The organism is Azospira inquinata (assembly GCF_018905915.1).
Classification (GTDB): domain Bacteria; phylum Pseudomonadota; class Gammaproteobacteria; order Burkholderiales; family Rhodocyclaceae; genus Azospira; species Azospira inquinata.
Map to the genome: position 1 here is coordinate 68,734 of NZ_CP064782.1, position 12,608 is coordinate 81,341.

Consider the following 12,608-nt stretch of genomic DNA (forward strand, 5'->3'; position numbering starts at 1 on the left):
ACTGACGCCCCCGTTTACTCAAAAAAGCGTCTCGCCTCGGTAAAAAACAAGTTTCACGATAAAGGCTTATCGGCCCCTGGCCCCCCACTTCCAGGAGCGAAGGCCCCCTTGGAATAAAAAAGGGCAGCCACAAAGCAAGGGCTCCAAGCAGTCATGGGGCGGCAATAGACCCTTCATCGGCAATGTAGCAGCCCACTCGCTCACCTTTAGCCGCCCTCCAGTCCATCCCCCAGAAGCCTTTGGTGCTGCCCTTCTCCACCTAAGCCGCAACCGGCTCTTCCCTTGTGGCCGCCCCTTCCTGCCCCTGGGCCCGCAGCAGGGCCCGGCGCAACCAGAGGGGAGGATTGCCCTGGAGCATTTCCTGGAGTCGGGTAATCACCTCATCAATGGAGCGGGTGTTTTCCATTTTTACCGGAAAGACCCCTTCCTCCTGCACGCTGACCGCTTGGGGATCGCTCAGGCCCAGGGTAAAGAGTACCGAACTCCCCGCCAGGGCATGCACTTTATCCATAATCTGGGGGGGATTGGAGCTTTCCCCGCCCCCCATGCCACAACAGCCGCCATTTTTTCCCTGGCCGCCTCCCGGGCCTTTTTTCACCCCTTTGAATTGGGCGCAATCCTCAAATTCGGCGGTATCCGCGCCCACCCTATAGAAAACGATCTGTTTGGCTCCGGCAAAGCTGGTATCCACCTGGAGCAGATTGTTGGTGGTAATGGCGATGCGAAGCGGCGAATGGCTATCCATAAAAATCTCCCGAGCATGGGTAAAAAAAGGGGAAACAACAGTCCCCATCAGGTCATGGGAAACCCCACGGCCACCGGCTGACGGCCAAAGCGCAGTTGAAATTCCGCCGGCAATTCCCGGGTAAACGGTTCCCGGGTGCGCCACTTTTCCAGTTCGGAGAGGCTGATCTTCCCTTCCGGCAAGACCTCCACGGGCACGATGTGGAGCTGGTCCGCCACACTGAGGTAGAAATCGATGGGAAAACGCCAGGGGTCCCGGAAGCTGGGTTCCACTTCCACACACAGCACCTGATCTTGCAGGCAGAACTTGGGATTGTCGCTGTCGTAACGGAAATGGCGATTGAAAGGCAGGGTCTGGCGAAACTGGTAGAGCACCCGGTCTTCGTCGCAAAAGCCTTTGATTTCCCCCACCGTATCCACGTAGTACTGGACCATCATGGCTTCCACATAGGCGGCCCCGTAGGGCTGGGAAGGGGCATTGAGGAAGTAATGCACGGCGCTTTCCAGCAATTCCAGGCCCACCGGGCTGATGGTCAGACTTTGGGCGCAGTGATTGAAACTGCAACAGGCCCGCACCAGACCGTCGCTGATAATTTCGTGGCCCTGATGACGGCCCATGACCAGACGAAGTATGCGCAGAATCCGATAGAGTTCCGCCACCACCTTGTCCGTGGTGTTCCGCCGTGGCAGGGCCAAATAGCGCTGCCAGCTGCCCTTGGCTTCCAGAGTCGGGTCCAGGGACTCGAAATAGCTGTCCAGGAGGAGGAAAGCCACCCCCGCGCCCAGAAGGGACGGTGCCCGTAAGGCGGCCCCTTCCCCCGTCTCCTGGGCAAAGTGGAGCTTTTTCTTTTTGCTGTAAATCTCAATCTGCCGGTATTCGGGCAGATGCCAATGGTTACCAAAGCGCTGGGCGTAATCCCCCACCGCCACCTGCAACACATCCCGCTCCCATCCGGGGGGCAGGGTTTCCGCTTCCGAGGCCATCCGGTTCACCTGGGGCTCCTTCCGTTGCCAACCTGGGTTTTACATGGAGAAACCGTTGATTGCCGGGGCGGACCAAGCTGGGCCCGCCCCGGCAGGCCGGGCCCAATCATCGATCAGGCCCGACCCACCCTCTGCCTTGCAGGGCGACGGACTACCACGTATTCAGGAGCCATTCCCGATTCTTGGTGTATTCCATGTGGGCGAAGATGGTGTTGGCAATGTTCTCCGCCAGCTCCATGGCCCCCTTGTAGCCCATGGTGGGATGGCGATAGAGTCCGGCCCGGTCAAAGGTGGGGAAGCCCACCCGGACCATAGGGATATTGGCGTCCAGGGCCACATAGCGGCCCTTGGAATGGCCCATGATCAAATCCACCTTGAGGCCGTTCTTGATGCGCTTTTCCAGCTCCCACAGGTCGGAGTTGCACACCACGTCCATGTCGAAGTTGGCGCCTTCCTTCAAGGCCAGGATGCGGGGGTCCTTCTTGTACTTGGTGTTGTCATCCCCCAGGAGCAGCAGCACCGGTTCCAGTTCCACTTCCATGCAGAACTGGGCCAGGCCGATGACCAGGTCCGGATGGCCGAAAAGGGCCACCTTTTTGTTGGCGAAGAACATGTGGGCCAGATCCGCCAGGGCGTCCAGGGCGATGCCCCGTTCCCGCACCAGGGACGCGGGAATTTCCTTGCCCGTGAGCTTGGCGATGTGCTGCAGCATTTCGTCCGTGTTCTTGATGCCGTAGGGGGTGGAGGAAATTACCGCCGGCACTTCAAACTCGTCCTGCAGGTACTTGGCCGCAGAGGCGCCCTCGTAGCGGGCCAGGGCCAGGGAGGCCACCGCGTTGGCACTGTCGGCGATATCTTCCACCGTGGTCTTGCCGTGGGGCTCGATGGTCTTGTCCGGCAGCATGGGGGAATCGAAATCCTCCGTGTCCATGAAGACGGTGGCTTCCACCCCCATTTCAGACAGGTAATGCTTGAGCAGGGTCACATCCCCCGGATTCACCCACCCCGGGAAGAGATTGAGCTTGCCCGTGGGCTTGCCCTTCTTGTTGGCAATGGTCTTCACCAGGGACAGGACGCACTCGGAATAGCCACTCACCTGGCTGCCCTTGAAGCTGGGGGTATGGACCGGCACCAGATGGATTTTCCGATCCGGGAATTCCGCCTTCAGGGCCCGGTTGCACACATTGATGGTGCCTTCGATGTCGTCCCCGATCACCTCGGTGGAGCAGGTGGTGATGATGGGAATGACCCGGAGTTCCGGATAGCGCTTGGCCAGCACCATCACCCCCTCCTCCACCCGCTTGGTGCCACCGAAAACGGCGGATTCCTCGTGGAGGGACGTGGAAGCGATATCAAAGTTTTCCTTGAAATGCTGGGCAAACAACAGGCGCACGAACATGCTGCACCCTTGACCGCCATGGACCAGGGGAATGCAGTCCTTGACGCCGATGCCGGCGTATTGAGCGCCCGCCGGCTGGCAGTCGTACATGGGATTGATAATCCCCGTACGATCTTTGGAGACGACCTTGACCTGCGGTCGCTCCTGGGTCACGGCTTCTTCGCAAGACATAAGCTACCTTTCACGAAAAGTGATGCAATGAAGAATCCTGGTTTCCGGTTCCGCAGCCCCGCCGGAACCGGCCCGAACTCAATACAGGGAGTGGTTGAGCTCGTGGTTTTTGGAATGGGTGATGGCAATGTCCGTCAGCCGGGCTTTCAGGCCTTGCATCAATTCCTTGATTTCGTCTTCGGAGACGTCCTTGATCCAGGGAAAGCGGCTGCGGAAATCCGCCACCACCACCTTGGCGTCCGCCAGTTGGCAGCGTTCCACCGGGTTTTCCGCCGCCGGGGTCTGGCCCAGTAGCATCTGGGTGGTTTTACCCAGCACCCCGTCGATGTTTTCTTCCCGATCCCAGGTACGGGAGGCGAATTGCCACAGGCAACGTTCCTGGACGTAGTCGTAAAGTTCATCCACCCGGGTATCCATTACGCGGCCTCCTTGATGGCGGTGCTGCTCGCGGCGCCCCGGATATCGGTGGCGGCCAGCTGGCGCAGGGGGTTATAGACGGCGTTGTACATATCCCGGGCCAGATTGACGAAGCCCTCGAAGCCCATATAGGGCCCGTTGTGGTAGGCATGGCCATTGACGTAGGGAATGTGCAGCTTCTTCACCAGTTCCCCCACCCGGGGACCGGTGAAAATCACGTCCGGCTTCACCAGATCGATGATTTCGAAAAATTCCAGTTCATTGCCGTCATCGATGTAATAGGTGCCTTCCTGGCCCCGGGCGATGACCTTTTCAAAGTCTTCCTGGTGGCCGAATTTGGAGGACATGGCCACCACCTGGACCCCCAGGTCGTCTTCCACCGACTTGGTCCAGTGCCAGAGACGGGGACCGCCGGTCCAGATGGCCATCTTGGTACCTTTAAGCCGTTCCTTGTACCAATCCAGCTGGGGCTTCCACTTGGCGTATTCCTCCGCAATCAGGGCTTCCCCCTTGTCTTCAATGCCGAAGAAAGCGCAAATCTTGCGGATGCCTTCCGCCATGTAATTGAAGCCCCAGGAGTCGATGTCCAGGCGGGGAATGCCGTAGCGCTTTTTCAGTTCATTGGCGATGTAACCGGCGGACCGGGCGCAATTCACCACATTAAGCTGGGCCCGATGCATGCTGCGCAGGTCGTCGTAGGCGGCGTTCCCGGTAAAGTGGGCAATCACCTGAATGCCCAGGCGATCCCAGTAGGTTTGCAGCAGCTGGGTATCCCCCTGGATGTTGTAATCGCCGATGAAATTGATGGTGTAGGGGCTGGTGATTTCCGGCTCCACCGTACCCACCTTTTCATTCACCCAGCCGATGTTGAGCACGTGGTGGCCCTTGGACTGGGACACCCCGGAAAAGCCCGGGCATTCCACGCAGAAAATATCCACATCCGGACGTTCCGCCATGACCCGCTTGGCCACCGCCTTCACGTCATCCCCGATGAGGGCCGTGGGGCAGGTGGTATAGACGAACATGCGCTTGATTTCGGGCATTTCGTCGAAGGCTTCGTTAATGCTCTTTTCCAGGCGCTTTTCCCCGCCGAAAACGATGTGGCTTTCCTTCATGTCCGTGGACCACACGTACTTCATCTGGAAATGGCCGTTATCGCTGGGATAGCGCTTAGTGTGCCAGGTGTCGTAGGCGCAGCCGATGGGGCCATGGATCATCTGGATGGCGTCCTTCACCACCCCGCCGATCACCAGCTTGGCGCCGCAGAAGGCGCAGCCCCGTTCGGACAGGGTTCCGGGGATGGTGGCCGCATTGGAAATGGGAAGGTATTCCCGGGTGTCCTCGTCCGGAGCCTTCAGGTAGATGTGTTTCTCGCGCTCAGGAATATCCTTGTCGCACTTGAGTAAGACCATGGGCATTTCGCTCAACTCCTTCTGTCTGTCGGTCTTGGTTCGACCAAGGACCGGGGTTAATCGCCTGATGCAGGTAAAGGCAAGCCCATTCAGCAGAAAGCGTGCCACCGTTATTCACGGGGCTTTATAGCGGCGGTTTTCCCCTTCCCGGCGCTTTTTCAAAAACCAACGAAATCCATTGGAATCATAGTGTTGAATATTCCGCCCCCGGCCCCCGCCCCTACCAAAACGCCGTAATGCCCCCCTTTTCCCAGCCCATTTCCGCCGGGCAATCCGGGCCCGGAACAACGGCCTTTCCCGTTCAGAAAAGTACGAAGGCCGGTTCCTTGTTCCAGGCCGTGCGTCCGGCCATTTCCGGAGAACAAGGGCCTTGGCCCCCCCAGAGATTAGAAAAGAGGAGGAGGTTCGGTTCGGAACCCGGCCCGCCGCCCACGTACCTCCGGATCAATCAGCCGCTGCCCTTCAAAAGAAACGGGGCCCCAAGGCCCCGTAGTGTGATCAACCTGGTCCAGTCCAAAGGAAGGGCTGCCCAGATCAGAGATTGGCGGCGTCCGGCCCCAAAAGGCCCGCCCTATACCCTCAATGGAGCAAAGCCACCCCCGGGGCAGCCCGGAAGGCGGCGTCGTGGCGGGCCAGGCTCAGATTGTCCTGGCGGCAATAGCGCTCCAGCAGCAGGGCTGCGCTTTGCTCCAAGCCATCGGGAAAGCCCCGCTCCATAAATTTCTGCTCCAGCACCACCCAGCCTTCGTAGCCGCTGGCCGCCAGATGGCGACGCATGGCGGCATGATCCACCCGGCCCGTGCTGCCCAGGGGCAGCAGGCCCGGCTCATTCACAGTAAAGCTCTCCAGGCGCCCGTAAATGGCCGCAAACACGGAATGGCCGGACTCCCCGTTTTCCACCAGGGCCCGGGCGTTGAGCTGTAGCCCCAGTGCCGGATGATCCACCGCATTGGTGAGAATGCGGCACTCGCTGGCCCGGGTACAGAAATCCCCGTCCCCCGGCCCCAGGGGCTCGAAGCAGAGCTGCACCCCCTGGCTTTCCAGCACCGGCAGCACCCGGTCCAGCAGATCGAAACAGCGGGCCCAGGCCCCATCCATGGGCAGTTCCCGGCACCAGCGTCCGTGGCCAATGACCAGAGTGGTAGCCCCCAGATCCCGGGCCAGGGCGGAAAGGCGCAGCAAGTGGGCAGCCGGATCCCCCTCCTCCCCTACCCCATCCCCGGCCAGCAGATTCAGCAGGGGATAGTCCCCAGCGGGCACATGGAGGGCGGCTACGGCCAGACCAGCCTGCTCCACAGCTCGACGGTAAAGGGCCACCTGGGCCGGATCGGGCCAGTCCGCCCAGAGACGGGAGGGCACCAGCACCACCCCGCCAAAGCCCCAGGCCGGCAGGCAAGCCAGCCACTGCCGGTGATCCCCGGGGGGCAGGGCCAGGGTAGACAGGGCGAATTTCATGGACATGTCAGTCCAGCTCATCCACGGAGGTAATCAACTGGTGGCTGAGTTTTTCCTCCGGCACATACCCCCCCTTCCAGCCCTCCGCCGCAATGGCAGCGAAGCGGTCCGGAGATTGCTGCCGCTGTTGCTGAGTGAGGGCCCGATCCACCCAGGGCAAGGCGCCCCGATTGGCCAGGGCGAGACTCACCTCATTGAGGAGATCCACAATATCGTGGCCGTTATCCACGATGATGGGCTGGATGTTGGCGGCCATGAGCCGCTTGATGGAGGAATTACCGATGGATGCCGCATAAACCGCAGCGCAGTCCTTGAGAAACTCCAGCTTGGCCAGCACCTTGTCCTCCGGCGGCTTCAGCAATTCTTCCGGGCTGGGGCGCATTTCCTCCCCGGGCACCAACACGGTCCCGGCGGGTAGGGCCCGATCCTTGTTTTCCCCCTTCATCACCGCCGCCATGAATTCCCCCACCCCCACCATTTCCGCTTCCCCGGGGGAAACGTCGTAGATGACAAAGCGTTCCGCCGCCCCGAAGTGAAGATTTACCCGGGCCAGGTCCGTGGAAGCAAAGGCGATTTTGAGCATGGAAAGTGTCCTTAAAGAGGGGCCCGACGGGGGCCTTTTACAGGGCCGCCACGGGAGCGGGAGCTTCCTGGCGGCCCAGGCTGGGGGCGAAGCGGGAGACATAGGGCGGTACTTCGGCCCGCTGGCTAGCGGCCATATTGGCCAGATCAAACAGGGTCTGGCGGCTGCCCCGGTAGCCGATCCATTCCCGGGCATAGCCCCCCACCCAGTCGTAGAGGGGAAACCCCGCCCGCAGCAGGGGAAGGCCCAGTTCCGCCGCCCCCATGGCGCCGTGGGAATTGGCCAGGAGCAAATTGGCTCCCCCGGCCCGGGCCTGATCCGCCCAATCTTCCAAATCCCCCACAATCACCTGATCCAGGGGCAAAGCGTGGAGGCTGTCGGCCCGGGCAGAAGCCACCGCCGTTACCACCCGGCAGCCCACCCCGGTGAGGAAATCCACCAGGGAACCGAGCAAATCCGGGTCCGCCGCCACCGCCGCCCGGCCGGACCCCAGAAGAAAATGGCTATCCACCATGGCATCCAGCAACTGGGCCCGCCAGCGCTCCACCAGGGGCGGGACTTCCCGACCACTCAGGTGGGCCAGGGTATCGGTCAGGGCATCGCAGGCTTGTAAGCCCATGAGGCCGCCAAAGCGAAAATCCGGCACCCCGATGCGCTGCTGCAAGAGATCGGCCGCCTTGTTGAGGGAGGCGCCAATCACCAGGGTGGCCCGGGCTTCCCCCAGGGACGCTAGGCTTTGCCGGGTTACGCCCCCCTGGGAAATATGGCTATAGCCCTGGTCCGTCAAATGGCCATCCAGGGAATCGGCCAGATCCGGAACCAGCACGGGCTGGAGCCCGAAGGCTTCGATCCAGGTGCGCAGGGCTTCCAGATCCCCGGGGGTGAGCATGGAAGAGGCCAGCACATTGATCTGGCGGGGCCGTTTCCCCGCCCCGTTACCCCGGGGCACCAGATGGGCTATGAGGGCCTCCACGGCCCGGGCAAAGCCGCTTTCCAGATTGCCCAGGGTGTCCGGGGTACTGATGGGCACCACCGCCATGCCATCCCATTCCGGGTGCTGGCGGCGGAATTCCTTGATGGTGCGGGGAATATCCGCCCCCTGGGTTTCGGAAAGGCCCGTGCTGATCAGGCCCACCACCTCCGGCCCGGAGGTTCGGGCAATGGTGTCCAGGGCCTCCACCACATTGCCGTCAGCCCCCAGAATGGTGACGATCTGGTCCATGGCCGTGGTTTGCAGGGGAATGGGCTCCCGGAAATGGCGGGTGAAAAACACCTTACTGAAGGCGGTGCAACCCTGGGCCCCGTGTTCCAGGGGAATGGCCCCCCGGATGCCCATGAGGGCCAGACTGGCCCCCATGGGCTGGCTGACCTTGAGGGGATTCACCGTCATGGCTTTGTTGGCAATCAGAACTTGGGCCATGGTCCTCTCCTCAAGCCGCCAGCACATTGACCAGGGGACGCTGCTCCCAGGGCGCCGGGCGGCGCACCTGGGACCACACAGGGCTGTTGATGGCCAGGGCCAGCTGCCGGGCCAGTTCCACCATGCCCGTGTAGCCTTCGTAGGCAAAATCCCGCTCGTGGTTAATGTCCAGGAAAGGCAGGCGGCTCTTCAGGGCCGGGTAAAGGTAGCGGCCCCCGGCAATGAGAATGTCCGCCTGATACGCCTGACACACCGCCATCAAGGCCGCTTGGTCGTTGTCGTCGATCATGGGGGCCTCCGGGCCCATGAGTTCCCGGATGCGTTCCCGATCCTCTTCCGTGGATTTTTCCGTGCCCGTGGCCACCACGGTCAGGCCCAAATCCTGCATGGCGGAGACCACGGACCAGGACTTCACGCCGCCGGAGAAAATCAACACCCGTTTGCCTGCCAACTGTTCCCGCCAGGGCATGAGAGCCGCCCGGGCCCGGGCTTCCTCCCGGGCAATGAGGGCCTCGGTGCGGGCCGTCAAACCTGGGTCTCCGATCAGGCGGGCAAAATCCCGTAAGGCCCGGGAGGTATCTTCAATGCCGTAAAAGCTGCCTTCAAAGAAGGGGGTGCCATGGCGCTCTTCCAGCTTGCGGGCCACATTGAGCATGGCCTTGGAACACACCACCATATTGGCTTCGGCCCGGTGCATGGTCTGCACCTCACGGAAACGGGCATCCCCGGAGAGGGTGCAGAGAATGCGCAGCCCCAACGCGTCGAACAGGGGAGCCACCTGCCAGAATTCCCCCACAATGTTGTATTCCCCGATGAGATTGATGTCGTGGAAGCGCACCCCAGGAGGCGCCGGGGGCAGGGGCTCCGGCTCCCGGGTGCCGATCACGTATTTGATCAGGGTTTCCCCGGCGATCCGGTTGCCCAGGCTTTTGCTACCGTAAAAACCAGCGCAATCCACCGGTACCACGGTCACCTCCCAACGGGCGGCGGCGGCCTTGCAGACCGCTTCAATGTCGTCTCCATGGAGAGCGGTAACGCAGGTGTTATAGACGAACACGGCAGCCGGGTGATAACGCTCCACCGCCTGCTGGATGGCGAAAAAGAGGCGCTTTTCCCCCTGGCCCATAATCACGTCCGTTTCCGCCAGATCCGTGGTCATGCCGATCCGGTACAGGCTGGGTCCGGAGGAACGGGTGCCCCGGGCATCCCAGGAACTGCCGGCGCAGCCAATGGGGCCATGGACGATATGGGCCACGTCCCCAATGGGCAGCAAGGCAATCTGAGCCCCGTCAAAGGCGCAGCCCCCCTGGGTGGCTCCGGGTTTGGATCGGGCGCAGCCGGATTTGCTCTTTTTATTGTGCTGGCAGGCCGGTTCATCCAATAGCGCCTGGATCTCACTTTGATTCATGGACCTTCTCCCGGAATGAATGTTTATGCCCCTAGAGGCAAGGCCCGTGCCAAAGGGAAAAGGGCTGGGGGATCAGGCCAGCAGAGCCGCCCCAGTGTCCCTTCCTGAACCCAGGGCAAAACCCACCGCCCAGACCACCCTGGCCCCATAGGGCCCCAACGGGCCAGGAACCGCCCCCGGCCCCTTTCCCCCAAGTTCCCTGTCTCCCCAAGAAATTCAGGATTACCGAGAACGGGCAGAAGGCACGGAGAGCGTTCCGAAAAGAACAGCACCCCCTATCAACGTACGTTTTGGTGGGGCTACCGCTTCCCGGTGCTAGGAGGAATATCGGGAGAAAAAAACCGAAAGGGATCTCCACCCGTTGGCAGCGGCAACGGAAGGAGAGGCAAAAGCGGGAAAGGAATTTATGACAGCCGGTGGCTGTGGCTGTGGCTGTGGCTGTGGCTGTGGCTGTGGCTGTGGCTGTGGCTGTGGCTGTGGCTGTGGCTGTGGCTGTGGCTGTGGCTGTGGCTGTGGCTGTGGCTGTGGCGGTAGGCTGGGCTTCGGCTTCGGCTTCGGCAGAAGCGTAGCGGAAACCGGGGTACCCCTCCTATCCGGCGGCCCCGGAGAGCATCAAGGATTTAGTAATTTAGCCAACTGGTCAGCCGCCTGGGCCATAGCCTGCACCTGTTCACCGTCGGCAGTCAGGGCAGTAGCCGCCCCTTGCCGGGGGGCCAACCAGGTCCGGGCCTGGGCCAGGGCGTGGCGCCCCTCCTCTTCCGCTTGCTGGATAAGATAAGCGCTGCCCAGGCGCCGGGCCCCTTCCAGGCGGCGCCGGGCGTTTTGCAGACCACGGGGACTCATGACGATCACCTCAAGCGGATTTACGGAAATCCTTATGGTTAAGCTTGAATTTCTGCATGCGCAGCCCCAGGATGCGCCGGGTCAGGCCCAGCTGGGAGGCGGTTTCCGTCATATTGCCCCCGTGGAGCTTCAAGGCATCCACGATCATTTCGTACTCGATGGCGTTGAGCTTGGATTCCAGGCCCCCCGCGCAGGTCATTTCATCCACCACCGGAGTTTGCAGGGACGGGGGCAGGTTGTAGCCGTGAATCACCCCGTCCTCCGCCAGAATTACCGCCCGCTCAATGACGTTTTCCAGCTCACGCACATTGCCGGGCCAGCTGTAGCAAAGCAGCATGTTCAGGGCCGGGGTGGAAATGCGCTTCACCTCAATGCCCATTTCGGCGGAAAACTTGGAGACGAAATAGTCGGCCAGGGCCACGATGTCATTACCCCGATCCCGCAGGGGCGGAATGGTGATGGGGAACACATTGAGCCGGTAAAACAGGTCTTCCCGGAAGGTGCCCTCCGCCACCATCTGTTCCAGATTGCGGTTGGTGGCGGCCAGGATGCGTAAATCCACCTTGATGGGGGTATTGCCCCCGACCCGCTCGAAGGTCTTTTCCTGCAACACCCGGAGCAGCTTGGCCTGCATGGGCAGGGATAATTCCCCCACCTCGTCGAGGAAAATGGTGCCCCCGTCCGCCTCTTCAAAGCGCCCCCGCCGCAGGGTGGTGGCACCGGTGAAAGAGCCTTTTTCGTGGCCGAATAATTCGCTTTCGATCACGCTTTCCGGCAGGGCGGCACAATTGAATTTCACAAAGGTGCCGTCCGCATGGCGGCTGTTGTAGTGGATGGCGCTGGCCACCAGTTCCTTACCCACCCCGCTTTCCCCCAGGATCAGCACGGTGGTTTTGGAACGGGTGATTTTTTCGATCAGGTTGTACACCTCCTGCATGGGCTTGGAATTGCCGATGATGTTGGAGGGTTTGAATTTTTCCCGCAGGGCGTGGCGCAGGCGGCGATTTTCCTTTTCCAGATTGGCCTTATCCACATTTTCCAGCAGGTAGAGCTCCACCGCCTGGGCCGTGGTGGCCGCCAGAATGGCCAGCACTTCCGCATCCAGCTTGAGCAGGCGCCGGTTGTCGTAGATACGCTCGGCGCTGATGGTGCCCATCACCTTCTTGCCCCGCATGATGGGAACGCAGAGGAAGGAGAGATTGTTGTCCTTGGGCTCGTGGCGGCTGGCGGTACGGTTGAGGAACATGGGCTCCTCGCCGATGCGGGGCACCACAATGGCCTGGGCCGTTTCCACCACCTTGCCCGTCACCCCTTCCCCCAGGTAATAAACCCCCCGGGCGGCCTCTTCCTCGGTGAGGCCGAAACTTTCGTGGATGAAAATCTGGCCGGACTCGTTGTCGTAAAGGCTGATCATGCCCCGCACCACGTTCATGTGCCGTTCCATGATCTGGAGCAGGATTTTCAGGGTGTTGTTGAGATTGCCGCTCTCCGTAACGATGCGGCTCATTTCGTACATGAGGGGCAACATGTCCGTCCGGCATTCGCCCAGATCGCACTCGCACATGTGGGGCAGGGAAGCAGCCACCTTCATTTTCTCCAGAAATTTTGCCTCGTCCCCGGGGGAAACAAGTGAGGAGGCGGGTCGCAAAGGAATGGGAAGATCATTGGCGTAACTCATGCCGGCCTCCTGAAAGCATCAAACACCCTGTCATCGCAGTACCACCCACCGTTATATCGAACCGGCCACCGCCCCCTATGCCGGGAAAACCCGG

General features: G+C 61.2%; 11 protein-coding genes. All 11 read right to left on the bottom strand.

Translation table 11 applies throughout. The features are described 5' to 3' along the window. Positions 1-259 precede the first annotated feature (259 nt). The 11 genes from Azoinq_RS00310 to Azoinq_RS00360 all read right to left on the bottom strand — a co-directional run bounded on the left by Azoinq_RS00310 (position 260) and on the right by Azoinq_RS00360 (position 12,514). The gene (locus Azoinq_RS00310; protein ID WP_216128020.1) at positions 260-745 is read right to left on the bottom strand and encodes a hypothetical protein; all 486 of its coding nucleotides are present in this window, start codon (positions 743-745) and stop codon (positions 260-262) included. Between the two features lie 47 nt (positions 746-792). Beyond that, a complete protein-coding gene (locus Azoinq_RS00315) occupies positions 793-1,728 on the bottom strand; it encodes a hypothetical protein (RefSeq protein WP_216128018.1) in 936 nt (311 codons plus the stop codon). A gap of 151 nt (positions 1,729-1,879) precedes the next feature. Beyond that, a complete protein-coding gene (gene vnfK, locus Azoinq_RS00320) occupies positions 1,880-3,298 on the bottom strand; it encodes a V-containing nitrogenase subunit beta (RefSeq protein ID WP_216128016.1) in 1,419 nt (472 codons plus the stop codon). 78 nt (positions 3,299-3,376) lie between these two features. Further along, positions 3,377-3,715, bottom strand: a complete 339-nt coding sequence (gene vnfG / locus Azoinq_RS00325; RefSeq protein ID WP_216128014.1) for a V-containing nitrogenase subunit delta — start codon at positions 3,713-3,715, stop codon at positions 3,377-3,379. Next, complete coding sequence (gene vnfD / locus Azoinq_RS00330; RefSeq protein WP_216128012.1) at positions 3,715-5,133, bottom strand: nitrogenase vanadium-iron protein, alpha chain; 1,419 nt, start codon at positions 5,131-5,133, stop codon at positions 3,715-3,717. Before vnfD ends, vnfG begins: the two co-directional genes overlap by 1 nt. 573 nt (positions 5,134-5,706) lie before the next feature. Beyond that, a complete protein-coding gene (locus Azoinq_RS00335; protein ID WP_216178436.1) occupies positions 5,707-6,603 on the bottom strand; it encodes a sugar phosphate isomerase/epimerase family protein in 897 nt (298 codons plus the stop codon). After that, positions 6,590-7,165 carry a NifB/NifX family molybdenum-iron cluster-binding protein gene (locus Azoinq_RS00340; RefSeq protein WP_232368517.1) on the bottom strand — a complete coding sequence of 192 codons (576 nt, stop codon included), beginning with the start codon at positions 7,163-7,165 and terminating at the stop codon, positions 6,590-6,592. Before Azoinq_RS00340 ends, Azoinq_RS00335 begins: the two co-directional genes overlap by 14 nt. 37 nt (positions 7,166-7,202) lie before the next feature. Further along, positions 7,203-8,585: a nitrogenase iron-molybdenum cofactor biosynthesis protein NifN gene (gene nifN / locus Azoinq_RS00345; protein ID WP_216128007.1), complete on the bottom strand. Its 1,383-nt coding sequence runs from the start codon at positions 8,583-8,585 to the stop codon at positions 7,203-7,205. 10 nt (positions 8,586-8,595) lie between these two features. Then, entirely contained in the window at positions 8,596-9,993 is a 1,398-nt protein-coding gene (gene nifE / locus Azoinq_RS00350) for a nitrogenase iron-molybdenum cofactor biosynthesis protein NifE (RefSeq protein WP_216128006.1), read from the bottom strand. Between the two features lie 612 nt (positions 9,994-10,605). Further along, positions 10,606-10,836 carry a hypothetical protein gene (locus tag Azoinq_RS00355; RefSeq protein ID WP_216128005.1) on the bottom strand — a complete coding sequence of 77 codons (231 nt, stop codon included), beginning with the start codon at positions 10,834-10,836 and terminating at the stop codon, positions 10,606-10,608. A gap of 10 nt (positions 10,837-10,846) precedes the next feature. Continuing rightward, on the bottom strand, positions 10,847-12,514 hold the full coding sequence (locus Azoinq_RS00360) for a sigma 54-interacting transcriptional regulator (RefSeq protein ID WP_216128004.1): 1,668 nt from the start codon (positions 12,512-12,514) through the stop codon (positions 10,847-10,849). Positions 12,515-12,608 lie beyond the last annotated feature (94 nt).

Coding starts and splice junctions, on each gene's coding strand:
- Azoinq_RS00310 (WP_216128020.1), bottom strand. CDS start 745: ATGGATAGCCATTCGCCGCTTCGCATCGCCATTACCACCAACAATCTG.
- Azoinq_RS00315 (WP_216128018.1), bottom strand. CDS start 1,728: ATGGCCTCGGAAGCGGAAACCCTGCCCCCCGGATGGGAGCGGGATGTG.
- vnfK (WP_216128016.1), bottom strand. CDS start 3,298: ATGTCTTGCGAAGAAGCCGTGACCCAGGAGCGACCGCAGGTCAAGGTC.
- vnfG (WP_216128014.1), bottom strand. CDS start 3,715: ATGGATACCCGGGTGGATGAACTTTACGACTACGTCCAGGAACGTTGC.
- vnfD (WP_216128012.1), bottom strand. CDS start 5,133: ATGCCCATGGTCTTACTCAAGTGCGACAAGGATATTCCTGAGCGCGAG.
- Azoinq_RS00335 (WP_216178436.1), bottom strand. CDS start 6,603: ATGAGCTGGACTGACATGTCCATGAAATTCGCCCTGTCTACCCTGGCC.
- Azoinq_RS00340 (WP_232368517.1), bottom strand. CDS start 7,165: ATGCTCAAAATCGCCTTTGCTTCCACGGACCTGGCCCGGGTAAATCTT.
- nifN (WP_216128007.1), bottom strand. CDS start 8,585: ATGGCCCAAGTTCTGATTGCCAACAAAGCCATGACGGTGAATCCCCTC.
- nifE (WP_216128006.1), bottom strand. CDS start 9,993: ATGAATCAAAGTGAGATCCAGGCGCTATTGGATGAACCGGCCTGCCAG.
- Azoinq_RS00355 (WP_216128005.1), bottom strand. CDS start 10,836: ATGAGTCCCCGTGGTCTGCAAAACGCCCGGCGCCGCCTGGAAGGGGCC.
- Azoinq_RS00360 (WP_216128004.1), bottom strand. CDS start 12,514: ATGAGTTACGCCAATGATCTTCCCATTCCTTTGCGACCCGCCTCCTCA.